Origin of the sequence: Edaphobacter aggregans DSM 19364, from assembly GCF_000745965.1 — a bacterium.
GTDB lineage: Bacteria > Acidobacteriota > Terriglobia > Terriglobales > Acidobacteriaceae > Edaphobacter > Edaphobacter aggregans.
Map to the genome: position 1 here is coordinate 95,858 of NZ_JQKI01000018.1, position 26,182 is coordinate 122,039.

Here is a 26,182-nt window from a genome sequence, read left to right on the forward strand (position 1 = left end):
TCACGCGATCACCAAACCTAACCGCGTCGGCCAGGCCCCGTTTTGGTGAACGTCCGGCGCTTGCTGGTCTTCGGCGGGACCGGCTTCTTGAGCTGCGCAAACTCAGGCGTCTTCTGCTTCGGGACGACCTTCAGACCGCGGGCCGCACGGCCCAGCGCCGTAACCTCGCCCGGGGTCAGCTCGCGAAACTCACCCGGCGCGACGTCCAGGCGAAGGGCCCCGTAGCCGATGCGGCGGATCTTCTCGACGTGATGCCCGATCTCCTCGAACATCTTCCGAATCTGCCGATTCCGGCCCTCCGTTAGGGTCAGCTCGTACCAGGGATTGTCGCCGCCGCGCACCTGCTCCACCTTCGCCGACGCCGTGATGACGCGGTCGCGGCGTCCGCTGCGCACCTCGTTGAGCCGTCCGCGGTCGATCATGATGCCTCGGCGCAGCTGGTCGATGCTCTCATTCGACGGCACGCCCGAGACCTTCACCAGGTAGGTCTTCTCGACGCCGGCGGCGGCCTTCGACAGCTTGTTGGCCAGATCGCCGTCGTTGGTCATCAGCAGCAGGCCCTCGCTCAGGTAGTCGAGCCGACCGACCGGATAGAGACGGACGTGGTCGCCGTGAGGCCCCTTCTGCCGAGCCATCAGCTCCATCACCGTCGGGCGCTTCTCCGGGTCCGCGAGCGTCGTCACGTAGCCGCGCGGCTTGTTGAGCATGTAGTAGCGCTGCTGTTCCCGCCCGTGGAGCAGCTTGCCGTCGACGCGGATGTGGTCGCGCTCGATATCGGCGCGGGTTCCCAGCTCGGTGATCACCTGGCCGTTGACCTGCACACGGCCTTCGAGGATCAACTGCTCGGCCTTGCGGCGGCTGGCGATACCGGCCTGCGCGAGAATCTTCTGCAGACGCTCGCCGGTGGGGGTTGGTTCAGAATGTTCAGGATTGCGGACGGACTTCGACATGGATGCCGGCTTTCTGACTGCGGAGCTGCTCATCGCGGTCGGGAGATACTGCTCTTCAAGTGTACCGGCTCACGGCGCCAGGCGTTTGGGGTCTATGACGTCGGCAGATGCAGCGACAGGCCGTACTCCGCGAACAACTCCAGAATTCGCGGCATATCTGTAGCCGGCGAGAGCCCGGAGAGTTTCTCAAAGAAAGTCTCTAGTCCTGCCGGCGCGATAAAGACAGCAATCCTGCCCGTCGTCTGGCCGGCGTTGCGGAAGGCATGAACATTGCCGCGCGGAGCAAACAGGATCTCCCCCACCGGCGCCTTGACCCACTGCCCATCTTTCAGCAGCTCGAAGTCACCTTCAAGCACGGTGAACGTCTCATCCTCGCGGCTGTGGCTGTGCGGAGGAGGGCCGCCCCCGGGCGGCGTCGTCTGCACCATCACAAAGGCTGCTCCGTTCGACATCGCTCCGTCGACAAGAACATCGATCTTCTCTCCGAAGACCTCAAGGGTCCTGATTGGCGGCATAGAATCTTCAACTCCCGCAGCACGCTGGCGCTGCGCCAGCACACCAGCTTAGCAGAGAGCTCCTGAAGACCTACTCGACCGGCTCCGCCTCGACCTTCGCCTCCGCCTCGGTCTCCGGTTCGTCGGGCAGCTGATCGTCCAGCGGATCATCGACCGGGTCGGGGCTGCCGTCGGCCTGGGGCAGGTGCGTGTGGCGCTCGGCCTGAAGCTCGTCCGGAGTCTCCGGCGCGTGGTGCTCCGGCGTCTGGTGCTCCGGCGCCTGGTGCTCCGGCGCCTGCTCCATTGGGATCTCCTCCTGCTCCGCCAGCTCGCCGGCCATCTTCTCGAACTCCTCGATCGAAGGAAGCTCGTTGATGTCCTTCAAGCCGAAGCGCAGAAGAAAATCCTTCGTCGTCTTGTAGAGGATCGGCCGTCCGATCACCTGCTTGCGGCCGGCCGTCGTCACCAGCTTGCGCGACATCAGGCTGCCCAGAACACCGCCCGAGTCGACGCCGCGAATCTCGGAGACCTCAGGTGCCGTAATCGGCTGTTTGTACGCGACCACCGCGAGGGTCTCAAGCGCCTGCAGCGAGAGCTTCAGCGGCGGCTTCAGCGACTTCACAAAGCCCCGCACAGCGTCGTGATACTCGGGCTTGGTGGCCAGCCGGTAGCCGCTGGCGACCTCGCGAATCTCCAGGCCGCGGTCGCCGTTCGCATAGTCGGCGATCAACTGGTCGAGCATGGTGCGGAAGTACTCGCGCAGGCGGCGCGTCTTCTCCTTCTCCTCCTTCGCCTCGCGGGCAGACCGCTTCTCAGCATCCTCTTCCTGGGCGGGTTCTGCCTGCTGGGCGGGCGCCTCCTCCGCCGGAGAACTCTCGACGGCCGCGCCTTCGCTCGCGGCGTTCGGCTGCTCTGCCGCAGCCGCCTCGACGGGGCCTTCGAGCACCTCGGCGTTCAGAGCATCGGGATCGATGCCTTGCGCGTCGCCCTCCTCGTTCTGGCTCAGCGCGAGCGCCTGCTGGGCGGCGGCGATCTGGTCAAGCTCGGCCTGGGCCTCGTGCCCAAGCAGTCCCATCAGCTGGGCAAGCGTTACCGGTTCTTCCGACGCGTAGATGACGGCTTCGATCTTGGCTTTAAGACTCATTCCCCTTTGAGTGTATAAGAGCGCGGCGCCAGCATGAACCTGTCTCCGCAGGGGTTTGGGACGCGTTTTGCACAACCCGAGGCGCAAGCTCGAGCCGCCGCAACGTTCTGTCACGGCGACTCAAAAGCAAGCGCCTACGTCGCCAGCAGATTGAAGAGCCAGTACAGGACGCCCGACAGCACAGCCGCAGCCGGCAGCGTGAAGACCCAGGCCAGCGCAATGTCGCGCAGCGTCGAGGTCTGCAAGCCGCTCTTGTTCGCCGCCATGGTTCCAGCTATGCCGGACGACAGCACATGCGTCGTACTCACCGGCAGACCGTAGTTGTCGGCGGCTAGGATGGTGCACATGGCCACCAGCTCGGCCGAGGCGCCCTGCGCATACGTCAGATGCGTCTTGCCGATCTTCTCGCCGACCGTGACGATAATGCGCTTCCAGCCCACCATCGTGCCCAGACCCAGCGCCAGCGCCACCGCCACCTTCACCCACGACGGGATGAACTTCGTATAGCGATCGAGGAAGGTCTTGTAGTTGGCGAAGACCTTTTTGTCATCGTCGGAGAGCTTCGGCCCATACTTCGGTACCAGGCGCATCGTCTCGCTCACCAGGTACATCTGGTTGCGCACGTTGGCCTGCATCTCCGAGGGAACCTTGCTCAGGGTGCCGTACCGCGTCACCTCGTTCTGGATGTCGTTGACCGTCTGCCGCAGCGCCAGCATCGTGTTTGGCGTGAACTGGTGCTTGGAGACGAAGTTCTCCAACTCCGGCTGGGCGTCTGATATCACCGCGTTGGGATCGACGTAGTGCGAGATCGTATCTTGCACCTCATGCGATACCGCTACGAAGGTCTCCACCTGCGACGCGCTCACCGCGTGGTTCAGCGCATAGGCCGTCGGCACCGTGCCCACCAGGATCAGCATGATCAGGCCCATGCCCTTCTGCCCGTCGTTCGATCCGTGCGCGAAGCTGACTCCCGTGCACGTAAGCACCAGCAGCGCCCGAATGTAGAACGGCGGCGGTGCCGCGCCCTTCGGCGCCTCATAGAGCCGCGGATCGCGCAACGCCACCTTGAACAGCACAAACAATAGCGCCGCACCGATAAAGCCGACGATTGGAGAAAACAGCAGCGCCTTGAAGACCTTCGTCACCTGCTCCCATTCCACGCCGTCACGCCGCTTGCGCCGTGCAGGATCTGGTTGGTGATGCCGACGCCGATGATCGAGCCGATCATCGTATGCGAGCTCGAGGCCGGCAGCCCGCGATACCACGTCGCCAGGTTCCACAGGATCGCCGCCACCAGCAGAGCAAAGACCATCGCGAAGCCCGAGCCCTTGCTCACCTTCAGGATCAGCTCCACCGGAAGCAGTGTGATGACCGAGTACGCCACGGCTCCCGAACTGGTCAGCACGCCGATAAAGTTCCACAACCCCGACCAGACCACAGCGACGTGCGGCTCCAGCGAGTGCGTGTAGATCACCGTGGCCACCGCGTTCGCCGTGTCATGGAACCCGTTGACGAACTCAAAGCCCAGCGCGATCAGCAGCGCAATACCGAGCAGGAAATACGGGAAGATCGAACCCGTATGGACGATCGAAAGATCGTTCCAAAGCCAGTTAACGATGTAGATGACGCCACCGATCAGCATCAAACCGAAGATGATCATCCCCATCTTTCCGGGCGAAGACTTCTTCAGCTTTTCATCAAGGAGAGAGCCGGAGGGAAGAGTAGCTGGTGTCGCCATATGGTCACCTTGAAATTGCGGCGTCCGTGTCGACGACCATAGGTGGAAATTACAAACACAGCATTACAGCGACATAAAAATAGAGCCCACCTTCGTCGCCAAAATGGAAGCAACTTAGCGTGTACATGCAAAATCGTGCATAGTTGGCTCGCTCTGCACAGCCAGTTTTCCGGAAATCGCGGCACAGCCGCGACCCTCGCACGTGGTCCTGAACGTGCAGAGAGACAAGCAAATGAAACTCAGGCCCCTTGTTCTCTCCCTTGCAGCACTTGCTGCCCTTCCCTCCGTGTGCAAAGCCGACGGCGTTGCACCCTTCGGCGTAGCCAGCGCGTATAACCTCGTGGCTCTCGGTACGGTCGATTCGCACGGAAACACCCTGATCGCCGGCAACATCAGCACCAGTGCAGACGTTACAGGACGCGTCGCCGCAGCCGGCATGGTGCTCAGCGGCACCACCATTGGCAGTTCGCTCAACGCCGATCCCTGGGGCTCACTCGCAAGCAACGACCTCGTCTCCACCGGCGGCCTGAACTCCGGCGAGCAGTTCAACATCAACAGCCACGGCAACGCCTACGCCCCCGGAGCGAACGGCTCGTTCAACTTCAACGGCGGCGGCCACCGCGTGACCAGCGGCTCCTCAGGCATCGACTTCAATACGTTGCGCACCACGCTCGACGCCCAGTCGCTCGCGCTCGCCGCCCTGACCGCCATCGGCGACGTCCTCGGAACCAATCAGCCCGGCGTCAATCCTTCCTTCTTCGTCCTCAAAGGGACCAGCTCCATCCTGAACGTCTTCACCATCACGGCAGCCGAGTTCGCCGATACCAACCACCCCATCGACATCCAGGCGCCCGCCGGCTCCACCATCATCATCAACGTCACCGGAACCCATCTCACCCTCGGAACCGGCATCTACTACAACCAGAGTCAGAACTCCGGCGACTCGAGCCTCAGCGACAACATCCTCTTCAACTTCGCCGATGCGCAGACAGTCGCCATCAACGGCCAGTTCAACGCCTCGCTCCTCGCTCCCTTCGCCATGCTCACCGGCAGCGCGCAGATGGGAGGCAACTTTATCGCGGCCGCGATCGGCCAGACCGGCGAGGTCCACAACGATGAGTTCACCGGAACCCTGCCACCCACCACATCGCAGGCTCCCGAGCCCGGCTCCCTCGCTCTGATGGGCACCGGCATGACGGCGCTTGCAGGCACGATTCGTCGACGGGCGAAGCGCTAAGTTCACCGGCCCAGCAAACAAAAGCCCCGGCTCGCCGGGGCTTTACTGTCTCAACGTCGAGTCTCCTAGCGCCAGTCGTCGCGGGCCTGCTGCTGGTCGGCAAACACCTGGTCGAAGTTCTCCGTCTTCTTGATAAGAATGTCGCCCTCCTGCATCGGCTGATGCAGCAGTACCGCCTGCAGGCGCACCAGCTCCAGCATCGCCAGGAACATGCAGATCAGCGCGCGCTCCGTGTGCGTGTTGTGCAGCATCCGGCGCAGCGAGACGGGCTTGTCCTCCATCACCAACCGGCGCTTCACGTAGTCGATCATCTGCGCGACCGTCACCGACTCCTCGTCCACGTCGAGCACAGGCCGCTTCCGCAGGCGCCCCAGGATGTCCTGAAAGACCCGCACCAGATCCACCGTATCGGCTGCGATCTCGCGCTCCGCGTCGGCCGACTCGCGAAACTCGCGAATCCCCGGGTTCGTCCACGTCGCCTCTTCGATCTGCTGTTTCTGCAGCAGCATCTGCGCGGCGGCCTTGAATCGCTCGTGCTCAAGCAGCCTCTCCACCAGCTCGCGGCGCGGGTCCTCGGAATCCGCGCCCGCAACATCCGACGGATCGCGCGGCAGCAGCATCTTCGACTTGATGTGAATCAGCAGCGAGGCCATGTAAATGAACTCGCCCGCCGAATCCACATCAGTCTGCTTCAGGTGCTGCGTGTAGGCAAGAAACTGCTCCGTGATCCGCGCAATCGGAATGTCGTAGATGTCGATGTTCTGCTTGCGGATCAGGTCCAGCAGAAGGTCGAGCGGCCCGTCATACACCTGCCCCACCGTCACCGAAAACGGCGACTGCGATGCCTCTTCCTTCTCCTTCTCTTTCGCCGGAGCGCGCTTCGGCTCAGGCGCAGCCGCCGGAACCGGGTGCTTCAGCTCAAACGGCTCGTGAGCTTCGATCGCGGCTATCGGCTCTACGGTTGGTTCTCCCGTTGCCTCGGTCGAGGCATCCGGTTCCCCAACACCGTCGGGGCGAGCCGCTTCCTCAGGCTGCGAACGGCTCTCGTCTTCGGGACTTTCGGGATTGCGGATCTCTTCAGGCATAGGCTACTCGAGTCCTACCGTGGCGCGAACCTCGCGCATCGTAATATTGGCGCGCTCATTGGCACGGGCGTTGCCGTCAGCAAGAATGGCGTTGACTTCTGCCGGGTTCGCTTCAAAGTACGCACGTCGTTCCCGGATAGGCGCAAGCTCTCGAACGACCGCGTCGGCAAGCCAGCCCTTGCACTCAATGCAGCCAATGCCGGCCGTCGTGCACCCCTGCCATACGTTGTTGCGCGTCTCCTCGGTCGAAAAGATCTTGTGCAGATCACCCACCGGGCACACCTCGGGATTACCCGGGTCTTCTCGGCGGACGCGCGCCGGATCGGTGACCATCGTCTTGAGCTTCGATCGAATCTCCGGCTCAGGGTCCGAGATCAGAATCGTATTGCGATAGCTCTTGGACATCTTGCGGCCATCGGTTCCCGGCAACTTGGGCGCGGGCGTCAGCAGAACCTGCGGCTCGGGCAGCACCTCGCGGCGGCAGAACCCTGACAGCTTCTTCGTCTGCAACGCCGCCTCGTACAGCTCATGCGCCGAAAAGACGTTCTTCGTCTTGTCTCCGGCCAGCTTGCGAGCCTTCTCCTTGATGGCCTCCATCTCCCACGGCGCCGCATTGGGAGCAAGCACAAACTCACCGGGAAAGAACTGGTTGAACCGGCGCGCAACCTCGCGCGTCAGCTCGACGTGCGCTGCCTGGTCCTGCCCCACCGGCACAAACGAAGCCTGGTAGATGAGAATGTCAGCCGACTGCAGCAAGGGATAGCCAAGAAAGCCGTAGGTTGCGAGGTCCTTCTCCTTCAGCTGCTCCTGCTGGTCCTTATACGTCGGAACCCTCTCAAGCAGGCTCAGGGGAGTAATCATCGCCAGCAGGTCGTTGAGCGCAAAGTGCGCCGGAACCTTGCTCTGCACGAAGATGGTACACACCTTGGGGTCAAGACCGGCAGCAAGAAAGTCCAGCGCGACCTGCCGGATGTTCTCTTTGAGCGTGCTCGTGTCGGCGTAGTCCGTCGTCAGGGCATGGTAATCCGCGATGAAGAAGTAGCACTCGTACTCGTGCTGCAGCTTCACCCAGTTATGCAACGCACCCATGTAGTTGCCCAGGTGCAGCTTGCCCGTAGGACGCATCCCGCTCAGAACGCGCGGACGTGATGTGGTAGAGGTCGATTCGGTCATTTACGTTCAACTAGAGATGATACGGGAAACGCCCGCGCTAGAGGCTGGCGAGTATGCGGTCAAACGTGAACTGCAGCGGATACAGAAACGTCCGGAAGATAAACCCGCCCGCCAACAGCATGAAGATCCACAGCGCAAAGATGCCCATGCGATCGTAGATCGCCAGCGCGTTGTACGGCAGGTAATGCCGCAAAATCCGGCTGCCGTCCAGCGGAGGAAACGGAATCAGGTTGAAGACAAACAGCAGCAGGTTGATCAGGATGATGAAGTAGAGCAGCAGAGCGATGGGAAACAGCGCCGGCAGGTTCTCCGTCGAAACACCCGGATAGTGCATCGCCAGCGCCATCGCCGTAAACACGGCAACCGCTCCACCCGGCACCGCATGCTTAATGACCAGCAGCAGGATGAGCGCCCCGGTAGCCAGCAGCAGATTGCTCGCCGGCCCAGCCAGCGTCACCAGAATGTCGTCGCGCTTGTAGTTCTGAAAGTTCCTCGCGGTCACCGGAGTCGGCTTCGCCCAGCCGATCAGCGGCCAGTGGTACACCAGCGCAATCAGCGGCATCAGCACCGACCCAAACGGATCAAGATGCTTCATCGGATTCAGCGTCACGCGGCCCAGCATCCGCGCCGTAGGATCTCCCAACTTCCAGGCCGTCCACGCATGCGCACACTCGTGCACGCTGAAAGCAAGAATCAACGCAACGATCTGGAAGAGGATAAGGACGATGTCCTGGTTCATCCCTATAGCTTATCGAAAAGTCCCACGACATATTCTCGGCACCCATCCGGATTCCCCATCGGCGATCCCCTACGCCTAATGCCTCGCTTATTTACTTGCTAAAAACCGGGCCGTCTGCGATTAACAGGGAGATATTTTTGGAGAGTTCATGCGCGTTATTTCCGGCCTGAAGGTCTGTCTGCTTCTCTTATCTTCTTTCCAAGGTTTCGCTCAAACTGGCGTCCCCGCAAAGACCGACGCCGAGATAGCGCAGGAAGACCGCCAGGCGGCTGCCCTCGTCGAGCAGCAGAATCTGGTTGCGGCGCTCCCCCTCTACGAGGACCTCTACCATCAGCGGCCGAACAGCAACCTTTACCGCGAGCAGCTTGCGCTGTGCCGACTCGCCAAGACCGCAACGTTGCCTCCCGAAGAGGCCGCAAAGATGCGCGATAGCGTCAGAACTCTCCTACAAGAAGCCCAGGCCTCCGGCGACAATAGCGGTCTGCTCCAGATTCTCCTGGAAAAGCTGGGACCCAGCGCCGCACCCAACCCAACACCTCCTGCCCCAAAGTCTCCTGCCGAAGAGACACTTGCCAAAGCAGAAAAGGCATTCGCCAGCGGCGACCTTGCCGGCTCCCTCGTGCTCTACAAACAGGCCGCTCAGGAAGACCCAAAGATGTATGAAGCGCCGCTGTTTGCTGGTGATGCCGAATACAAGCTCAAAAACTATGACGAGGCGGGAGTCTGGTACGCCAAAGCGATCGCCATCAATACCAATCGCGAGACAGCCTATCGTTACTGGGGCGACGTGCTAATGCACAAGGGCGATCAAAAACAAGCGCAGAGCAAGTTCACGGATGCCGTCATCGCAGAGCCCTACACCAGGGCGCCCTGGATCGGGCTTCAGCAATGGGCTAATGCCATCCACGCGAAGCTTGTTTTTCCCCCAATCACCCTGCCGGCGCGGCCCGTTCCCGACGAAAAGGGAAATGTCAACGTGTCGATCGACGCCTCCACGCTTGGCAGCCCGACCTCAGGAGCATGGCTCGTCTACCAGATGAATCCCACACTGTGGCACAAGACCGAGTTCCACAAGCACTACCCTCAGGAGAAGGTCTACCGGCACTCGCTCGCAGAAGAGGCCGAAGGCCTGCGATCCGTCATCGCCGTCATTCGCGAGCAGAAGATTCCGGAAGACAAATTAGATGCGACGTTGAAAACCCTTGTCGCCCTCGACAAAGACGGCATGCTCGAGTGTTGGATCCTGCTCAACCAAGCCGATGCCGGAATCGCCCAGGACTACGCAGCTTACCGGTCCACCCACCGCGAACTGCTCCACGCCTACATGGACAAATACCTCGTCCACTTCTAGGCCACGGCGATACACCGGCTTCCGCACGTCGCAGCAAAGCTGACCGCACGTAACTCTCAGTGTTCCGCAGAAGCACCTGGGTCCTTCTGCAGCTTCACCTTCGCCGGAATCCCCACCGCCACCGTCGCCGGAGGAACCGCCTTGGTCGCCAGTCCCATCGCGCCGAGCATCGCGTTCTCCCCAACGTTCGCCCCCGCCAGCACCGTCGCGTGATACGTAATGCGAGCGCGCGGACCAAGCTCCGTCGGCTTGTTCGTCACATCCGCCTGCACGTTGATGTCGTGCGTGTGCGAGTAGATGTTCGCGTAGTCCGAGACGCTCGTCCCCTCATGCAGAATGATCTCCCCACGATCGTCCAGCATCACGTTCTTGTGGACCGTGCAGTTGTCCTCGATCGTCAGGTTGTACCCGAACGTAAACTCCACGTTGTGAAAGATCTTCACGCCCTTGCCCATCTGCCTGAAGATGTGTTTCCCCAGCATGCAGCGAAACTTGAACCCCAGCCAGTGGTTCAGCCCCAGCGGCGAGCGGTCGAACATCTGCCAGAAGAAGATCAGCGGCTTGCGCACCGCATACTTCTCCGCGTCCACATCGCCGTAGTACTCCGGCTCCAGCGTGATATTGCGCGGGTCGAAAGACTCCGTCAGCACATTCGTGGCAAGCTCGGTATCCAGCATCGCGTTCATGCGCCCGCCATGCGGCCTGCCCAGATACATCTGAAAGAGCTCGTCGCGAACAATGTCGGCACGCCGGTCGAACGACTGGTGCCGCGTGAACTCGTCGTTCAGGTGCGCCAGCCATCGGCGATAGATCGCCTCAGCCTCCGGCGTCGGCTTCAACTCGCGATACTTGTACTGGGCCATGGCATCTCACTCGCTTTCACAAAACTGGGTAGGCCGCCTGCAATCTTACTCGATGGCAAACACCGCATACACCGTAGCCGACTTCTCGATCTCCCGCGGATTGATCGCCAACGGCTCAACCTTGTCCATCGGCGCAGCGGATGCCCTCCCATACATCACAGGCCGCGGCACCACCTGCACCTCGTTGCTCGCATACAGCAGCGCACCCAGCTTCGCGCTCAGGCCCGCCGCCATCTGCTCCGCCTGGGCCCGCGCCCGCTTCAGCGCCTTCGACGCCGCCTGCGCATCAGGAGTGTTCTCATCCTTGAACCCCCACTCGATCTGTCCCGAATTGTTCGCCCCCGCCTTTACCGCCGTGTCCAGAATCTTCGCCGCCGCGTCTGCCTCCGTCTTCACCGTCCAACTCTGCGACACCTGGAACTGTCGCTGCGCCCGCTCCGCCGGAGTCAGTTTCTCTACCTGGTAGTTCTGCACAGGCTGCAACTGCTGGCTCTCGCTCTGGATCGTCTCCTTCGCAACGCCGCTCGCCGTCAGCGCCTTCACAATCGCGTTCGACACGCGCGAGCCGCTCGCATACGCCGTATTGCTGTCCGGCCCATACGCGACGAAGCCGATGTGCAGCGTCGCCTGGTCCGCAATCGCGGTCACCTTGTCGGTCGCCGTAATCGCAATCGTGCGATTCTCCTTGTTCACCTGAATCGTCTGGGCAAAGCTCGTCTGCGCGCTCACAACAACCGGCAGTGCAACGAACATAACGACAAGCGCACTCATGCGAATCGAATTCATACCTCTTCTCCTGTCTTGTTGATCAGATCAGCCAACGTCTCTTTATGCTTCGGTTTTACGGCGAGCTTCTGCTTCGGGTCCGGCAGAACGCGCTCCGGCGGCGGCGTCCCCACGCGGTCGCGCGCATTCGACTTCGCCGCCGTCACCTTTGAAAAAATTTTCTTCTTCACTCTGCTCATCCGCGCCTCGGGGCACAGCCATAAGACTGCTGCGAAGCCCTCTGCGATTATGCAATACTCTTCTTCGTGTGGTTCGGTACCCCCCCCGGATCGGCACGGGATGCGCAACACCAACCGCAGCCCGGCGAGGTGCAGGAAATGGAAGAACGTGATTTTTTCGACGAGCGGCCCGAGCAGCGCACGCACACGATGACCTGCCCGCACTGCGGCCAGCAGGCCGAGTACGAGCTCAGCTGGATCGTCCGCAGGAAAAAAAATCAGCTGCCCCGAGGAGCCGACGACCGCGACCGCGCACGCTTCGCCAAAGCCCAGAGCTACATGGTGCGTCGCGACGACCTCGTCGGCTGCAAAAACGTCCGCTGCCGCAAACGCTTCGAGGTAGCCGGCATCCAGTCCGTCGCCTTTCTCTAATCGGAATCCACAAAGATCCTCTTCGGCCACCAACCAAAGAGTGTCATCCTGAGCGGAGCGCAGCGGAGTCGAAGGATCTGCGGTTTCGCTTCATGAGGGCACTCCCCAACCCCCACTTTACGAATGAACGACTATTCATTTATGCTTCCGCCTGCTCGACGAAGACCGCATCTCTTCGCGCTGTGACTCCAAAAGGAAGGCACTGTGTTTTAATAGTGCTCAAAGCCAACGCCTCAGGCCGCGGCCCTTCTCGAACCGGAACAACACGCAGGAGATAAGTACTCAAGCCATGGCAAATACGCTGCTGCCCATCGAAGAACGGATCCTGACCCCCGACCAGGTCGAACTGCTGGACAAGCGCCGCCGTCGCGGCCAGCTCTTCCTGGTGATGGGCTTCCAGTGCCTCATCGTCTGCACGCTCGTGACGGTGTGGGCCGGCCAGGACATCACGCTCTCGCCGGGCTGGGCGCATCCCATGTTCTATTGGGACTGCATCACAGGCATACTTGCCCTGACGTTTCTTTCCATCGGTCTTCGTCTGCGCCGCGGCTCGAACGAGTTCATCAGCTACTAGCTCGTACGGCCTCGGAAGATTGTTCGAAAGAGCGGGTGAAGACCTCCAAGAGGGCGACCACGCGGATAGGTTCGGATGGTTCGAGGGGCAAGCGTGGCGGCGATCAGCACCCGTGGTCTAACGGGAACAATCTTTTTTCTCCAGCAAGGAGGTCTTCGCCTCTCGGCCACGCTCGCCGAGCCGGCGCACTTCTCCGCGCCTGAATCCGTCGCGCTCCTCCTCCTGACGCTCCTCTCCGCCGGGCTCTTCTTCTGGCGCTTCGGCCCCATCCTCCGCAACATCCTCCGCTCCAAAAAAGACGCCGACTTCTCCCTCCACCCCATTGGCCGCCGCGTCTGGGACTTCTTCTGGGAGGTCCTCTGCCAGGCGAAGGTCATCCGCCAGCGCCCGCTCCCCGGCCTCGCCCACGCCTTCGTCTTCTGGGGATTCCTCGCATTCGCCCTCGTCAGCCTCAACCACTTCGCCACCGGCCTCAACCTCGGCTTCCTTCCCCCGGCAAGCATCATCGGCGGCTTCTACTTCTACTTCGCCGCCGCATGGGCACTGTTAGTCGCCGTCGCGATCACCGGCCTCTTCATCCGCCGCTTCTTCGTCCGCCCCATCTGGCTCGGAAAAAAGGTCTCCTACGAGTCCGGCTTCATCGCCTTCCTCATCTTCCTCCTGATGGTCACCTACCTCGGAGCCTTCTTCGTCCCCGAAGGCAGCCCGCAGATCAAGGCCCTCTGGTGGACCCACACCCTCGCACTCCTCGTCTTCCTGCCCCTCATCCCGCACACCAAGCACCTCCACCTCGTGCTCTCGCCCATCACCATCTTCTTCAAGCGCGACGGCTTCTCCAAAATCCCTCCGCTCGCCGGTGACGAAGACTTCGGCCTCGTCGTCGGCAAGGACATCACCCAGCTCATCTCGCTCCAGACCTACAGCTGCGTCGAGTGCGGCCGCTGCACCGAGCACTGTCCCGCCACCACCACAGGAAAGATCCTCAACCCCAAAGAGATCGCCCTCGGCATCCGCACCTACCTCAACGAGTTCGGCCCCGCCTCCAACACTCCGCTCCTGGCCGAACAGCGTCCACCCCAGCGCATCGCTTCCCCCGACAACCCGCCCCTTCCCTACCTCAGCATGGAGGCCGCCTTCCAGTGCACCACCTGCGGCTCCTGCGAGTACCAGTGCCCCGTCGGCATCCAGCACGTCCCCATCATCGTCGGCCTACGCCGCGGAGCCACCAACACCGGCGTCTGGGAGGACGACTACGGCACAAAGCTCTTCCTCGCCCTCGAAAAGAACGGCAACGCCCTCGGCCTCTCCGCCACCGAGCGGGACAAGTTCATCCAGAAGCAGGCCTTCCCCATCTTCGACGGCACCCAGGAGTACTGCCTCTGGCTAGGCTGCATGGGAGGCTACGACCCCAAGGGCCGCGAGATCATCGCCGACTTCGCCCGCGTCATGCAGCACCTCGGCACCACCTTCGGCGTCCTCAAAAAAGAGAAGTGCGCCGGCGACCCCGCGCGCCGCCTCGGCAACGATCTCGTCTTCCAGACCCTCGCCGAATCCGGCCTCAAGTCCTTCGAGACCGCCAAGGTTCGGAAGATCGTCGCCATCTGCCCGCACTGCGTCCGCACCATCGCCACCGACTGGCGCGAGTTCGGCATCGCCCCCGAAATCGAACACCACTCCGAGTTCATGGCCCGCCACCGCGACCGCCTGCCCAAACAGTCCGGCGAGAGCATCGTCTACCACGACCCCTGCTACCTGGGCCGCTACCAGAACATCTACGAAGAACCCCGCGCCGTCGTTGCGCAAGCCGGCACCCTCGTCGAAGCCCCACGTTCGCACGAGCGCAGCTTCTGCTGCGGAGCCGGCGGCGGACTAGCCTTCCTCGGCGAAGAGAAGGGCGAGCGCGTAAGCCACGTCCGCGCCAAAGAGCTTGCAGGCACAGGCGCCCAGATCGTCGGCACCGCCTGCCCCTTCTGCAATACCATGTTTCGCGACGCCCTCACCGCCGTCACCGAAGCCCCACCTCAGCTTCTCGACATCGCCCAGCTCACCGCCCGCGCTCTGCCGGCATCGCAACCACCAGCTTCAGGAGGAACCAATTGAAGATCGTAGTAGCCATCAAACAGGTCCCCGAGCGCGACGCTCCCATCCACATCGCCTCTGACGGCAAGTGGATCGACGACGCCGACCTCAACTACACCATCAACGAGCCCGACGCCTACGCTCTCGAAGAGGCCCTGCAGCTCAAAGAGCGCAACGGCTCTGGCGAGGTCATCGTCGTCTGCGCCGGCCCTGAGCGCGTCCAGTCCACCCTGCGCGAAGCGCTCGCCAAGGGCGCCGACCGCGCCATCCACATCGAAGCCGACGACCTCACCGGACTCGACACCCTCGGCATCGCCCAGATCCTCGCCGACGCCATCAAGCCCGAGTCCCCCGACCTCATCCTCACCGGCCTCCAGTCCGACGACCTCGGCCTCGGCCAGACCGGAGTAGTCCTCGCCGAAGTCCTCAACATCCCACACGCCACCATCATCATGCACGTCGAACCCACCGGCAGCGGCCTGAAGGTAAAGCGCGAGCTCGAGGACGGCTGGTTCCAACACGTTGAGATGCCCCTCCCCGCGCTCCTCACGATCCAGTCCGGCGGCAACAAGCTCCGCTACGCCACCCTCATGGGAATCAAAAAAGCCAAAACCAAAGAACTGAAGACCGTCGCCGCCTCTGCAACCTCCGCCACCCCAGCCATCACCCTCGAGCGCGTCTACCTCCCCGAAAAACAGAAGAAGACCGAGATGCTCACCGGCTCACCCGCCGAGGTCGCCAACAAGATCGTTGAAAAACTCAAGTTCGAAGTGAGGGTCATATGAGCGGAGTACTCGTCATTCTGGAGCAGCGCTCCGGCACCTGGAATCGCATGAGCTTCGAGGCCGTCGCCGCCGCCCAGCAGCTCGCCGAAAAAACAAACCTCCCCCTCACCCTCGCCGCGCCCGCCGGCAAAGACTTCTCCGCCGACGGCTTCGAAGCGCACGGCCGCGCGCCCAGCGCCGCCTACCTCGTCGAGCACGAACTCCTCGAGCCCTACACCTCCGACGCCTACGTCATCGCCCTCGAGCAGCTCATCAAAAAGCTCGGCCCCGCGTACGTTCTCTTCCCCCACACCTACCAGGTCCGAGACTTCGCCCCCGCGCTCGCCACGCGCTTCAAGCAGGTCCTCATCAGCGACGTCATCGCCATCCACGATGGGCCAGTCTTCGTCCGCCAGCTCCTCCAGGGCAAGCTCAACGCCGACTACCGCCAAACCGCCTCCGGCCCCTGCTTCATCTCGATCCAGGCCGGCAGCTTCCGCGCCGAGACCGAATCCGGCACGACCGTCACCCCCGAGACCTTCACCCCCGAGCTAACCCCCGCGCAGATCCGCAACAAACCCGGCGAGCGCTTCCGCGAGTCTGGGCAGACCGTCGACCTCACCGCCGCCCCCGTCATCGTCTCCGTCGGCCGCGGCATCGGCGAGCAGGACAACCTCCCCCTCGTCGAAGAGCTAGCCCAGGCCCTCGGCGCCGAGCTCGCCGCCTCCCGCCCCATCTGCGACAACGGCTGGCTCCCCATGGAGCGCCAGGTCGGGTCTTCGGGGCAAACAGTCTCCCCCAAGCTCTACCTCGCCGTAGGCATCTCCGGAGCCATCCAGCACCTCGTCGGCATGAAGGGCTCCAAGGCCGTCATCGCCATCAACAAGGACGAGAACGCCCCCATCTTCGAGGTCGCCGACTACGGCGTCGCAGGCGACCTCTTCGAGATCGTCCCCGAACTTACCAAAGCCATCAAAGCCGCAAAAGGCTAAGGACAACGAGGCTGATCCGCAACACCACTGTCATCCTGAGCGCGCATCACTGAACTGTCATCCTGAGCGGCGGTTGGCGCCATTTTGCGCCAACCGCAGTCGAAGGACCCGCATTCCCCCCCCGACTACACCCCGCCAGTTCCCACCCACGCCGCAGCCCATCGCGGCATGGGTGGACCACAAATCCCCCACATTCAGCCACTCTCAGCTTGGCCAGGCAAGCTATACTGAAGCCTGCACCACTTGCTCCACTTCTGCCAGCGCAAAAAGCCGTCATCGACCAAAAGGGCTATGGCAACTATCTCTCCTCCTGTGCCAATCAGCGACGAGTCCCTCGGGGCCTCCGCGCATCCCGAACGCCTGCGCGACAGCCACGGCCGCGCCATCACCGATCTCCGCGTCTCCGTCACCGACCGCTGCAACTACAAGTGCGTCTACTGCCGCACCGGCAACGAGGGAGCCCAGTACACCGAGCTGGCCATCGACGACTACCTCCGCATGGTCCGCATCTTCGTCTCCCTCGGCATTGAAAAAATCCGCCTCACCGGCGGCGAGCCTCTCCTCCGCCGCGGCCTCGTCGAGATGGTCCAGGAGCTCTCGCACTACCGCACCGCCTACACCCCCGACGGCGACCCCACCGACAACGGCCACCCCCTCGACATAGCCCTCACCACCAACGGCCACCTCCTCGAATCCCTCGCCCAGCCCCTCAAGGACGCCGGCCTCCACCGCGTCACCGTCTCCATGGACGCCGTCGATCCCGAGACCTTCGCCGCCATCACCCGCGTCCCCCGCAGCTTCCACCGCGTCCTCGCCGGAGTCCGCAAGGCGCAGCAGGTCGGCCTCTCGCCCGTCAAGATCAACTGCGTCCTCCTCCGCGGCTTCAACGACCACGAGATCGAGCGCTTCGCTCAGTTCTCCCGCGAAGAGAACGTCATCGTCCGCTTCATCGAATTCATGCCCCTTGAAGAGGGCCGTACATGGACGCCCGACATCGTCATCCCCATGGACGAGCTCGTCCAACGCTTCAACGCCTTCCGCCCCCTCGTCGAGCTGCCACCCAACGCCGCCAGCGAGACCGCCAGGCGCTTCACCTTCGACGACGGCCTCGGCGAGATCGGCATCATTGCCCCCGTCTCCCGGCCCTTCTGCGGTCACTGCAGCCGAGTCCGCCTCACCTCCGACGGAAAGATCCGCACCTGCCTCTTCTCCCAGTCCGACCACGATCTCTACGGCGAGATGCTCCGCGGAGGAACCGACCGCCAGCTCGCTGCGTATATCCGTCAAATCGTTATGCGAAAAGAAGCCCGTCACCACATTGGAGAGCCCGGCTTCGAGAAACCTTCACGAAACATGGTTCATATCGGTGGTTGAAAGCAAATTTTTGTGGTTGAAAGCAACTTTTGTCACGGACACCGAGTTAAGCAAACCTCAGTCCTCTCTTTGAAGTACAACCATCGCAACTCCTGTTCCGCTATCAATCTCTGCCGATTCAGCTTCTAAGGATCTGTGCTTGAAGGATCGCCAAAAGTTCGAAGTCATTGAGAGCCGCCAGATGGACCAGATCCGGGTCTTCCATGACGTCGCGCGCGCCCTCACCTCCTCGCTCGAACTCGAAGAGATCCTCTCCGCCATCATGAACAAGATGGCCCAGTTCTTCGGTCCCGAGCGTTGGTCCATGCTCATGGTCGATGACTCCGGCAACAACCTCTTCTACGTCATCGCCGTCGGCGAAAACGCCGAGAGCCTCCGAGGCCTCCGCGTCCCCCTGGGCGAAGGTGTCGCTGGCTGGGTCGCCAAGACCGGCAATCCCCTCGTCGTCCCCGACGTCCGCCTCGACCCCCACTGGTCCGTCTTCGCCTCCAAGCACGCCGACCTCAACATCCAGTCCATCGCCTGCGTCCCCGTCCGCTCCGGCGACAAAACCCTCGGCGTCATCCAGCTCCTCAACTCCAAGCTCGACCTGCTGAGTGAGTACTCCATCTCCTTCCTCCGCATCCTCTGCGACTACGCCGCCATCGCGATCCAGAACGCCCGCTCCATGACCCTCATCCAGGAGCTCACCATCACCGACGACTGCACCGGCCTCTTCAACGCCCGCCACCTCTACACCATGCTCGACGAGCAGGTATGCAAGGGCGCCGAGTTCAGCCTCCTCTTCGTCGATCTCGACCGCTTCAAATCCGTCAACGACACCCACGGCCACCTCGTCGGCAGCCGCCTGCTCGCCGAGGTCGGCAACCTCCTGCGCCGTGCCCTCGGCCCCGCCAACGCCGCCTTCCGTTACGGCGGAGACGAGTTCGTCGCCCTGCTCCCCGGCATGGGCAAGGCCGCCGCTACCGGAACCACCCTCGCCCTCTGCGAAGACCTCCGCCGCGCCCACTTCCTCGAAGGCGACGGCCTCTCCCTATCCATCTCCGGAAGCTTCGGCCTCGCCACCTTCCCCGAAGACGGAGCCACCGTAGCCGACATCCTCCGCGCCGCCGACACCATGATGTACGAGGCCAAAATCACCCGCGACAACGTAGCCGTAGCCGGCCGCGGCCTCCTCATGGACCGCCTCCCCCTGGCCGCCTCCCGCTCCTCCCGCTGAACACCCGCCACCCCCACCCACCCTGCGAGCATCCTCAGCGAGCCGGCCTTTGCCTCTGGGTACGCCAAGCCTTGAAAGAGGATGCTGAAAAACTCTGTTTTGCTTAAGGGCACGGCTTCAGCCGTGCCGTAACTGCCTTGTTATGAATGCGGCTTTAGCCGCTGGGGTCACGCTTTTCGCTCGCGAGCCACTTTTTCAGTACCCCCTTGAAGGCTTGGCCCTCTACTTTCAGGCTTTGCCCTCTATATGCCGCGTCAGAATAAGGGCTTTTAGCCTTGGGCACTTGTTGACTCGGGGCAATCGGCTCCGAGCAACCCAAAAAATCCGATGTCAAGCCCACACGCCAACTCAAAAATCACATAACTAAAACAATCCAAATCACTTATACCCAAAAGATAAATTTCAAAAAAACGCCGATTAATTACCCTCATCTCACTAAACTGGAAATAGATAAGAAAAGAGGCCGAGGAGCATAAGAACCCCTCGGTTTATCTCTTTTGAAATCAATATTTTGATACTTAAACAGCTTGTTTTCAATATTTTGCCCTGCAGAAAATGCATAAAACACACAAACAAAAAAAGGGCTTACAAAACAAGGTAAGGGGGAGGGGTACGCTACTCCGGCCTGCGGGGCGCCAGAGCAAACGGCCGCTTCGGCTGCGGCAGAATCGCATCCCGGTTCGCAGAAGCCGTCGGATGAACGCCGAAGTCCCAGACCCCGAGGTTCACCTCCTTGTCCGAGAGAACCTCCATCAGCGCATACTCGCCAAAGCCCAGCGGCTGCTTCGGCGTCAGCTTCATCCAGTGTCCGCCCGGAAGCACCTCCGTCGTCGTCGCGATCACATCCGACTGCTGCTGAACCGTGCCCAGCGCGCTGATCTTGAAACTGGAAACGATCCGCGAGTTCGTCCGAACGTCCGCCTGCACAATCACATACCGGCTCGCCAGCGGATCGCCCGGATGTTTCTCCGTCATCGCCTGCGAGGCGCCGTACGTGTCCACCGTCAGCGGCGTCGAGCCGCTCGGAGTCGCCGTCGCCTCGCCGATCCGCACATAGATCACCGGCTGATCGACGTGCAGCTGCACCGCCGAGCGATCGCCCTTCAGCTGCACCAGTTGGTGCGAGCTCGACAGCGGATTCACCACCGCCTTCAGGATGTTGTGCGCCGTATTGTGGTTCAGCTCGCCATCGGACTGCGGCAGCGGAACCAGCTGCGGATCGCCGCGATACGTATCGAGCGCCAGCACGTTATCGAGATCCGGAAGCCGCAGGTCCTTCGCAACCTCAGGAGTCAGCGACGCTCGCTCGGCCTCCTCCTTTAGCAGCTCCGGATCGATCGTCGGCGCAGCACCTTCGCCTTCCTTGGCAGCCGCGTGTCGCTGCTCCCAGCGTTTCGTCGCCTCGAAGTCCACCAGCTCAATCGGAACCTCTTCCTCCTGGCCGCCGCGCTCGGCCGAGACATAGCGGACCATCTTGCCGTCGACGCGATAGCTCATCACGATCTGGTAGCTTCCGTCCTTCATAATCAGCCGCGTACGATGCGGCGCGGTCGCATCCGCCGAAGGCAGAGGCTGCTGCGCCTGCTGTGTCGCAGACACACCGGCAAACAAAAGCAACACGAGCGCAAACTTTGTGATCATCGGCTTCGTCTTATCCATACGGACTGATTCCACAAGTGTAAGCTGTGGTTTAGACGCGGCTTTCGCTCGAACGGGATGCAGACGTCGGTTTGGCACTCAAGCCCAGCTGTGCTAAACCAGATTAAAGCCGCTTTAACATGCAGAGTATCTTCCAGCTCGGACTCCGCGAGCACCGTCCTATCTGGATGCGTGTGCTGGCGGTGTTCTGCGTGCTGGTCGTCGCCGTCATGAGCACGGCGCAGGTCTCGCATACGCACGCTGAGTTCTCTGCCCTCAAGCAGCAGAATCCCGGCCACAACAGCCCGGCGCCTGACGATCATTGCCCGCTCTGCGTGGCGATGCACTCGGCCCTCGCTGTGCCGCAGCACTTTGCACCCGAGCCTACGCTCCAGATGCAGCGCCTCGACTCGGTCGCCGCAGAAGCTGCCAGGATCTTCCACTGGCGCTTTGAGATGGCCAGTCGTCCTCCACCTGCGGGAAGCCACGCCTAGTTCCCGCAGGTAACTGGAAGCATCTGGAAGAGGTCGTTCCCGGAGAGATTTCACTACCTGTCACGCAGTCTATTCTGCTGCATCCGCGCTTTTCCAAGCAGGTCGCTCTTCTTCCAGTTCGACAGGAGTTTTCCTTCATGCGCAGGCCCGTCTCTTTACGACTTCTCTCATTCGTCTTCTTCCTGGTCTTTGCCGCCGCGCTCGTCCCATGCGCCGGCGCCTACCAGAGCAACTCCGGAACCGTCTCCGGAACCATCACCGATCCCAGCGGAGCACTCGTTCCCAACGCAACCGTTGAGATCGCCAATCATGTCACCGGTTACAAGCGCACCGCGACGACCGACAGCACCGGACAGTTCCGCTTCTACAACGTTCCCTTCAATCCCTACCGCGTCACCGTCACGATGCAGGGATTCGCAACAACCATCAAGTCCGTCAACGTAGACAGCATCGTTCCCGTCGTCACCCCAATCAAGCTCGGCGTCGCCGAAACCTCGACCACCGTGACCGTTGAGAGTGGCGCTGACCTGATCGAGAACGACTCCACCTTCCACACCGATGTCGATCGCTCCACCATCGATCGCATGCCCGTCGAGAGCCAGTCTTCCTCGCTCAGCTCCATCGTCACGCTCTCCTCGCCTGGCGTTGCAGCTGACTCCAACGGTCTATTCCACGGTATGGGCGACCACGCCGAGAACTCCTTCTCGATCGACGGCCAGCCCATCACCGACCAGCAGAGCAAGGTCTTCTCCAACCAGGTACCTTCAGACGCAATTCAGTCGCTCGAAGTCATCGGCGGCGCGCCTCCGGCAGAGTTCGGCGACAAGACCAGCCTCGTCATCAAGGCCACCACGCGCTCCGGACAAGGCGTCACCACGCCGCACGGCTCCATCGCCTTCGACTACGGAACCTTCGGAACCACCAGCCTCGACGCTACCCTCGCCTACGGCGGCCAGAACTGGGGGAACTTCGTCGCAGTCAGCGGCCTGAACACCGGACGCTTCCTCGACGGCCCCGAGTTCCAGACCCTGCACGACAAGGGCAACCAGCAGAACATCTTCGACCGCATCGACTACCAGTTCAAGGACGCCGACTCCATCCACACCAACCTGCAGTACACGCGCTCCTGGTTCCAGACGCCGAACTCCTTCGACACGTCAAACGTCTTCGACCAGTTCGGAAACTCCGTCGGTGCCGCCGACCAGCGCTCCAAGATCGAGACCTACAACATCGCGCCCACCTGGACGCACATCATCAACGAGAACACCGTCGCCAACATCGGCGCATACATCCGCCGCGACGGTTACAACTACATCCCCAGCAACAACCCGCTCGCCGATCTCGGCCCCATCCAGCAAGAGACCGTGCAGCAGTACCGCACCCTCACCAACACCGGCGCGCACGCCGATCTCACCTGGTCGAAGGGAATCCATAACGTGAAGGCCGGCATCCTCTACCAGCAGACCTTCCTGCGCGAAAACCTGCACACCGGCCTCGTCGATCCCGCGCTCAACGCACCATGCGTCGATGCCGACGGCAATCCGGTGAATGGTTTCACCGATCCCGCACAGTGTGCGGCCGCCAATCTTACCGCAAACGACGCCTTCAATCCCGTCCTCCTTCCGTACGACCTCACCCGCGGCGGCCAGAACTACTTCTGGCACGGCCAGACCGACGTCAAGCAGCTCGCGCTCTACGTGCAGGACCAGATCACCAAAGGCAACTGGCTGCTGAACCTCGGCATCCGCGGCGACCTCTACAACGGCCTCGCGGTGCAGCGCATGGTCGAGCCCCGCGTCGGCATCTCCTACAACATCAAGAAGACCAACACCGTCCTTCGCGTCTCCTACGCTCGCGTGCAGGAGACTCCCTTCAACGAGAACCTCGTGCTCTCCGTCAACGGCTGCTACGACCCCGTCATCCAGGGCATCTTCCAAACCCTCGGCGTCTGCACGCCCGCGCCCTTCAATCCCGGCATGCGCAACGAGTTCCACGCCGGCTTCCAGCAGGCCTTCAGCAAACACCTCGTCGTCAGCGCCGAGTACATCTGGAAGTACACCCACAACGCCTACGACTTCTCGGTCTTCGGCGCCACGCCCATCACCTTCCCCATCGCCTGGAAAAACTCGAAGATCCCCGGCTTTGCCCTTCGCGCCAACGTTCCTGAGACGCACGGCATCAGTGCCTTCGTCGTGATGTCGTCGGTCGCGTCGCGCTTCTTCCTCCCGCAACTCGGCGGCGTTGGCGCAACACCTGGCACGCCCGGCACGAACTTCCCGTTCCGCATCGACCACGACGAGCGCTTCAACCAGACCGCGCACATCCAGTACGCTCTGCCCTTCCGCAAGAGCACGTGGCTCGGCTTCAACTGGCGCTACGACAGCGGCCTCGTGGCAGGCGCAACTCCCTGCTACAACGTCACCGACCCAAACAGCGGATGCGCCGGCTTCTCCTTCGACGCGATCGGCAACCCGCTCACCATCAACGGCCAGCCCGCAATCAGCCTCAGCAGCTTCACCGCCGACCAGCAGTTCCAGGCCGGCCTCGCCTGCGGAGGCGTTCGCGCAACACCAACCAGCGCGCTGCCCGACATCTGCGCTGCCTCGCAGCTCACCTCCAGCCTGCTTCACATCCCTGCTGCCAACACCGGCAACGACGACCACAATCCGCCGCGCGTCCAGCCGCGCAGCCTCTTCGACCTCGCCATCGGCGAGGACAACCTCTTCCACGGCGACAAGCGCAAGGTCGGCCTGCGCCTGACCGCCGTCAATGTCACCAACAAGTACGCGCTCTACAACTTCCTCTCCACGTTCTCGGGAACGCACTACGTGACCCCACGCGCGTTCACCGGAGAGGTCAGCTTCAGCTTCTAATCATCCGAATGCGAAGAGGCGCAGACAGGAACACCGGTCTGCGCCTCTTCGATTCATAGAGCGTTCCACGGAACACTTCAAGGATTTCGACGATGGGTACCTTTGTTTCATCGACAGCGCATCTGCGCCGTCATGCCGATCTCGCCGGAGCCACAGCCTCCGGCATCTGCCTCGTTCACTGCCTGCTGACGCCGCTCGTCATCAGCCTCTTCCCCGACGTCATCCCGTATCTTCCCGGCGACGCAAGGATTCACCGCGCGCTGGCCGTTGGAATCGTTCTGCTGGGAGCGGTAGCCTTCGTTCCGGGCTACCGCATCCATCGCCGCAAGTCCCTTCTCGTGCTCATCGGCGCAGGCATCTCGCTCATTCTCACCGTGGCGTGGACAGCGGAAGCGATGAGCCGCACAACCGAACTAGCGCTCAGCATCCCAGGTTCGCTGATGCTAGTCACAGCCCACCTGCTGAACCGCAGTTTCTGCCGCCAGTGCAAAACCTGCACTAACTCCGTAGCCTGTCATTCAACGAGCCTCAGCTAAACGACTCGAAGGAGGAGCGCATGGCCACACGCCGCCTCCTCTTCTCCTTCGCCCTGCATTAGCTCTTCGCAGCAAGCGGCAGGCACTCCTCCAGGATGTCGAGCGCAATATCCGCCTCGTGCTGGTTCACAATCAACGGCGGACACAGCCGTATCGTAGACTCGCCGCAGCCAAGAATCAGCAGGCCGCGCTCGAAGGCCAGATCGACGACACGATCGCGCAGCTTTCCAGCCGGCTCACGTGTCTGCTTGTCCTTCACCAGCTCGACGCCGATCATCAGTCCCCGCCCACGCACGTCGCCAACATTGTTATGGCGGTCGATCCACGACCGCAGCCGCTCCATCATCGTCGTTCCCACAGCCGCAGCGTTCGCGATCCCTTCGTGCTCCAGAACATCCATCGTCGCCAGTGCCGCCGCAATCGCCACAGGATTCCCGCCGAACGTGCTCGCATGCGAACCCGGAACCCAGTCCATGATCTCCGCCTTCGCCATGCAGACACCCAGCGGCATGCCGCTGGCGATGCCCTTTGCGCTGCACACAATGTCCGGCTCTACGCCCGTGTGCTCCATCGCCCACCACTTACCCGTTCGCCCCGCGCCCGACTGCACCTCATCGGCGATCAGCAGAATGCCATGCCTGTCGCAGATGCTTCGTATCTCGCGCAGAAAGTTATCCGGAGCAACAACGTATCCACCCTCACCCTGAATCGGCTCAAGAATGATCGCCGCAACCTCTTCGGGCGGAAGAATCGTCCTGAACAACCTCTCCTCGATGTAGCGCGCGCAGCCCAGCGCATACGCCTCCTGCTCCTCCGCGCCGCCGCGGCATCCGCGATACACATGCGGATACGGAACGTGTTGCACGCCCGGAACGAACGGCGCAAATCGCCGCTTCTGCTGCGGCTTCGACGACGTAAGCGACAGCGCTCCCATCGTCCTTCCATGAAACGCCCCAAGGAACGCAATGATGTTCTGCCGACCCGTGTGATAGCGAGCCAGCTTCAACGCGCACTCCACCGCCTCTGCTCCCGAGTTGCCGTAGTAGAACCGATGCGGCCCGCACATCGGCGCCACTGCCGACAACCGCTCTGCAAACTTCACCATGCTCTCGTAGTAAAAATCCGTGCCCGACATGTGGATCAGTTGCGCCGCCTGTTCCTGAATCGCCTTCACCACCTCCGGATGACAGTGCCCGGTCGAGTTCACCGCAATCCCCGCCGCAAAGTCGAGAAACTCATTTCCATCGACGTCCGTAATGCGCACGCCGCGTCCCGACTTCGCCACCAGCGGATAGCTGCGCGTGTAGCTCGGCGAGATCACGCGATCATCCGCGGCGGCCGCCGCCTTCGCCAGCGGCCCGGGCAGAGCAGTCTTCAGCCTCGGACCATACTGCGCAAACTCCGCTTCCGTAGCAATGCGCATGCTTTCCTGCATCATGGTGCTCATGGGTGTCTCCTTCCGGCGGAACATCGTTCAAACCGCGTCGTC

24 protein-coding genes are annotated in these 26,182 nt (G+C 62.0%); 11 read left to right on the plus strand and 13 right to left on the minus strand.

Going from position 1 to position 26,182, the window contains the following annotated elements; translation table 11 throughout:
• Positions 1-17 precede the first annotated feature (17 nt).
• From Q363_RS09480 to Q363_RS43910, 5 genes are all read right to left on the minus strand, one after another.
• On the minus strand, positions 18-950 hold the full coding sequence (locus Q363_RS09480; protein ID WP_051978596.1) for a pseudouridine synthase: 933 nt from the start codon (positions 948-950) through the stop codon (positions 18-20).
• Between the two features lie 92 nt (positions 951-1,042).
• The gene (locus Q363_RS35950; protein ID WP_157466692.1) at positions 1,043-1,465 is read right to left on the minus strand and encodes a dimethylsulfonioproprionate lyase family protein; all 423 of its coding nucleotides are present in this window, start codon (positions 1,463-1,465) and stop codon (positions 1,043-1,045) included.
• Positions 1,466-1,535: 70 nt separating this feature from the next.
• Complete coding sequence (gene scpB, locus Q363_RS09490; protein WP_035349557.1) at positions 1,536-2,588, minus strand: SMC-Scp complex subunit ScpB; 1,053 nt, start codon at positions 2,586-2,588, stop codon at positions 1,536-1,538.
• A gap of 134 nt (positions 2,589-2,722) precedes the next feature.
• The gene (locus Q363_RS43905) at positions 2,723-3,748 is read right to left on the minus strand and encodes an inorganic phosphate transporter (RefSeq protein WP_245632134.1); all 1,026 of its coding nucleotides are present in this window, start codon (positions 3,746-3,748) and stop codon (positions 2,723-2,725) included.
• A complete protein-coding gene (locus Q363_RS43910; RefSeq protein ID WP_245632135.1) occupies positions 3,730-4,326 on the minus strand; it encodes an inorganic phosphate transporter in 597 nt (198 codons plus the stop codon). Before Q363_RS43910 ends, Q363_RS43905 begins: the two co-directional genes overlap by 19 nt.
• A 232-nt stretch (positions 4,327-4,558) precedes the next feature.
• Here Q363_RS43910 and Q363_RS09500 point away from each other — a divergent pair, with 232 nt between their 5' ends.
• Positions 4,559-5,563 (plus strand): choice-of-anchor A family protein, encoded by a 1,005-nt coding sequence (locus tag Q363_RS09500; protein ID WP_157466694.1) that lies wholly within the window; start codon positions 4,559-4,561, stop codon positions 5,561-5,563.
• Between the two features lie 65 nt (positions 5,564-5,628).
• Here the strand turns inward: Q363_RS09500 and Q363_RS09505 are convergent, their stop codons facing one another.
• The 3 genes from Q363_RS09505 to Q363_RS09515 are packed head-to-tail and all read right to left on the minus strand — an operon-like array spanning position 5,629 to position 8,560.
• On the minus strand, positions 5,629-6,648 hold the full coding sequence (locus Q363_RS09505) for a segregation and condensation protein A (protein ID WP_035349559.1): 1,020 nt from the start codon (positions 6,646-6,648) through the stop codon (positions 5,629-5,631).
• A 3-nt stretch (positions 6,649-6,651) separates the two neighbouring features.
• Positions 6,652-7,821, minus strand: a complete 1,170-nt coding sequence (trpS, locus tag Q363_RS09510; protein WP_035349560.1) for a tryptophan--tRNA ligase — start codon at positions 7,819-7,821, stop codon at positions 6,652-6,654.
• 37 nt (positions 7,822-7,858) lie between these two features.
• Positions 7,859-8,560: a site-2 protease family protein gene (locus Q363_RS09515; protein WP_035349561.1), complete on the minus strand. Its 702-nt coding sequence runs from the start codon at positions 8,558-8,560 to the stop codon at positions 7,859-7,861.
• Between the two features lie 148 nt (positions 8,561-8,708).
• Here Q363_RS09515 and Q363_RS09520 point away from each other — a divergent pair, with 148 nt between their 5' ends.
• Complete coding sequence (locus tag Q363_RS09520; RefSeq protein WP_035349562.1) at positions 8,709-9,911, plus strand: tetratricopeptide repeat protein; 1,203 nt, start codon at positions 8,709-8,711, stop codon at positions 9,909-9,911.
• Positions 9,912-9,967: 56 nt separating this feature from the next.
• Here the strand turns inward: Q363_RS09520 and Q363_RS09525 are convergent, their stop codons facing one another.
• The 3 genes from Q363_RS09525 to Q363_RS43915 are packed head-to-tail and all read right to left on the minus strand — an operon-like array spanning position 9,968 to position 12,183.
• A complete protein-coding gene (locus tag Q363_RS09525) occupies positions 9,968-10,774 on the minus strand; it encodes an acyltransferase (protein WP_035349563.1) in 807 nt (268 codons plus the stop codon).
• A gap of 45 nt (positions 10,775-10,819) precedes the next feature.
• Positions 10,820-11,560, minus strand: a complete 741-nt coding sequence (locus tag Q363_RS09530; protein ID WP_245632136.1) for an SIMPL domain-containing protein — start codon at positions 11,558-11,560, stop codon at positions 10,820-10,822.
• Positions 11,557-12,183: a hypothetical protein gene (locus Q363_RS43915; RefSeq protein ID WP_245632137.1), complete on the minus strand. Its 627-nt coding sequence runs from the start codon at positions 12,181-12,183 to the stop codon at positions 11,557-11,559. Before Q363_RS43915 ends, Q363_RS09530 begins: the two co-directional genes overlap by 4 nt.
• A gap of 256 nt (positions 12,184-12,439) precedes the next feature.
• Between Q363_RS43915 and Q363_RS09540 the strand changes: the two genes are divergently transcribed.
• The 6 genes from Q363_RS09540 (at position 12,440) to Q363_RS09565 (ending at position 19,152) form a co-directional block, all read left to right on the plus strand.
• Positions 12,440-12,724, plus strand: coding sequence for a hypothetical protein (locus Q363_RS09540; RefSeq protein WP_035349564.1), 285 nt, complete (start codon positions 12,440-12,442; stop codon positions 12,722-12,724).
• Positions 12,725-12,799: 75 nt separating this feature from the next.
• On the plus strand, positions 12,800-14,824 hold the full coding sequence (locus Q363_RS09545) for a (Fe-S)-binding protein (RefSeq protein ID WP_084080185.1): 2,025 nt from the start codon (positions 12,800-12,802) through the stop codon (positions 14,822-14,824).
• Entirely contained in the window at positions 14,821-15,588 is a 768-nt protein-coding gene (locus Q363_RS09550) for an electron transfer flavoprotein subunit beta/FixA family protein (protein WP_035349565.1), read from the plus strand. Before Q363_RS09545 ends, Q363_RS09550 begins: the two co-directional genes overlap by 4 nt.
• Positions 15,585-16,559: an electron transfer flavoprotein subunit alpha/FixB family protein gene (locus Q363_RS09555; RefSeq protein ID WP_035349566.1), complete on the plus strand. Its 975-nt coding sequence runs from the start codon at positions 15,585-15,587 to the stop codon at positions 16,557-16,559. The genes Q363_RS09550 and Q363_RS09555 overlap by 4 nt, the downstream gene beginning before the upstream one ends.
• A 291-nt stretch (positions 16,560-16,850) precedes the next feature.
• Positions 16,851-17,933, plus strand: coding sequence for a GTP 3',8-cyclase MoaA (moaA, locus tag Q363_RS09560; RefSeq protein WP_035349567.1), 1,083 nt, complete (start codon positions 16,851-16,853; stop codon positions 17,931-17,933).
• Positions 17,934-18,072: 139 nt separating this feature from the next.
• Positions 18,073-19,152, plus strand: a complete 1,080-nt coding sequence (locus Q363_RS09565; protein ID WP_084080187.1) for a GGDEF domain-containing protein — start codon at positions 18,073-18,075, stop codon at positions 19,150-19,152.
• A gap of 615 nt (positions 19,153-19,767) precedes the next feature.
• On the opposite strand, the gene Q363_RS09570 is transcribed toward Q363_RS09565, so the two are convergent.
• Complete coding sequence (locus Q363_RS09570; protein ID WP_084080188.1) at positions 19,768-20,811, minus strand: hypothetical protein; 1,044 nt, start codon at positions 20,809-20,811, stop codon at positions 19,768-19,770.
• A 119-nt stretch (positions 20,812-20,930) separates the two neighbouring features.
• Here Q363_RS09570 and Q363_RS09575 point away from each other — a divergent pair, with 119 nt between their 5' ends.
• From Q363_RS09575 to Q363_RS09585, 3 genes are all read left to right on the plus strand, one after another.
• Positions 20,931-21,284, plus strand: a complete 354-nt coding sequence (locus Q363_RS09575; RefSeq protein ID WP_035349568.1) for a hypothetical protein — start codon at positions 20,931-20,933, stop codon at positions 21,282-21,284.
• 137 nt (positions 21,285-21,421) lie between these two features.
• Positions 21,422-24,157 carry a TonB-dependent receptor gene (locus Q363_RS09580; RefSeq protein WP_035349569.1) on the plus strand — a complete coding sequence of 912 codons (2,736 nt, stop codon included), beginning with the start codon at positions 21,422-21,424 and terminating at the stop codon, positions 24,155-24,157.
• Positions 24,158-24,249: 92 nt separating this feature from the next.
• Positions 24,250-24,693 (plus strand): MerC domain-containing protein, encoded by a 444-nt coding sequence (locus tag Q363_RS09585; RefSeq protein WP_035349570.1) that lies wholly within the window; start codon positions 24,250-24,252, stop codon positions 24,691-24,693.
• Positions 24,694-24,751: 58 nt separating this feature from the next.
• Here the strand turns inward: Q363_RS09585 and Q363_RS09590 are convergent, their stop codons facing one another.
• Entirely contained in the window at positions 24,752-26,140 is a 1,389-nt protein-coding gene (locus Q363_RS09590; RefSeq protein ID WP_035349571.1) for an acetyl ornithine aminotransferase family protein, read from the minus strand.
• Positions 26,141-26,182: the final 42 nt, after the last annotated feature.

What these genes read in the sequence shown, in the direction of transcription:
- Q363_RS09590 (WP_035349571.1), bottom strand. Translation starts at nt 26,140, where the DNA reads ATGAGCACCATGATGCAGGAAAGCATGCGCATTGCTACGGAAGCGGAG.
- Q363_RS09575 (WP_035349568.1), top strand. Translation starts at nt 20,931, where the DNA reads ATGCAGAGTATCTTCCAGCTCGGACTCCGCGAGCACCGTCCTATCTGG.
- Q363_RS09530 (WP_245632136.1), bottom strand. Translation starts at nt 11,560, where the DNA reads ATGAATTCGATTCGCATGAGTGCGCTTGTCGTTATGTTCGTTGCACTG.
- Q363_RS09505 (WP_035349559.1), bottom strand. Translation starts at nt 6,648, where the DNA reads ATGCCTGAAGAGATCCGCAATCCCGAAAGTCCCGAAGACGAGAGCCGT.
- Q363_RS09580 (WP_035349569.1), top strand. Translation starts at nt 21,422, where the DNA reads ATGCGCAGGCCCGTCTCTTTACGACTTCTCTCATTCGTCTTCTTCCTG.
- Q363_RS35950 (WP_157466692.1), bottom strand. Translation starts at nt 1,465, where the DNA reads ATGCCGCCAATCAGGACCCTTGAGGTCTTCGGAGAGAAGATCGATGTT.
- Q363_RS09520 (WP_035349562.1), top strand. Translation starts at nt 8,709, where the DNA reads ATGCGCGTTATTTCCGGCCTGAAGGTCTGTCTGCTTCTCTTATCTTCT.
- Q363_RS09570 (WP_084080188.1), bottom strand. Translation starts at nt 20,811, where the DNA reads ATGGATAAGACGAAGCCGATGATCACAAAGTTTGCGCTCGTGTTGCTT.
- Q363_RS09525 (WP_035349563.1), bottom strand. Translation starts at nt 10,774, where the DNA reads ATGGCCCAGTACAAGTATCGCGAGTTGAAGCCGACGCCGGAGGCTGAG.
- Q363_RS09555 (WP_035349566.1), top strand. Translation starts at nt 15,585, where the DNA reads ATGAGCGGAGTACTCGTCATTCTGGAGCAGCGCTCCGGCACCTGGAAT.
- trpS (WP_035349560.1), bottom strand. Translation starts at nt 7,821, where the DNA reads ATGACCGAATCGACCTCTACCACATCACGTCCGCGCGTTCTGAGCGGG.
- Q363_RS09500 (WP_157466694.1), top strand. Translation starts at nt 4,559, where the DNA reads ATGAAACTCAGGCCCCTTGTTCTCTCCCTTGCAGCACTTGCTGCCCTT.
- Q363_RS09540 (WP_035349564.1), top strand. Translation starts at nt 12,440, where the DNA reads ATGGCAAATACGCTGCTGCCCATCGAAGAACGGATCCTGACCCCCGAC.
- Q363_RS09585 (WP_035349570.1), top strand. Translation starts at nt 24,250, where the DNA reads ATGGGTACCTTTGTTTCATCGACAGCGCATCTGCGCCGTCATGCCGAT.
- Q363_RS09545 (WP_084080185.1), top strand. Translation starts at nt 12,800, where the DNA reads ATGGTTCGAGGGGCAAGCGTGGCGGCGATCAGCACCCGTGGTCTAACG.
- Q363_RS09480 (WP_051978596.1), bottom strand. Translation starts at nt 950, where the DNA reads ATGTCGAAGTCCGTCCGCAATCCTGAACATTCTGAACCAACCCCCACC.
- moaA (WP_035349567.1), top strand. Translation starts at nt 16,851, where the DNA reads ATGGCAACTATCTCTCCTCCTGTGCCAATCAGCGACGAGTCCCTCGGG.
- Q363_RS09515 (WP_035349561.1), bottom strand. Translation starts at nt 8,560, where the DNA reads ATGAACCAGGACATCGTCCTTATCCTCTTCCAGATCGTTGCGTTGATT.
- scpB (WP_035349557.1), bottom strand. Translation starts at nt 2,588, where the DNA reads ATGAGTCTTAAAGCCAAGATCGAAGCCGTCATCTACGCGTCGGAAGAA.
- Q363_RS43910 (WP_245632135.1), bottom strand. Translation starts at nt 4,326, where the DNA reads ATGGCGACACCAGCTACTCTTCCCTCCGGCTCTCTCCTTGATGAAAAG.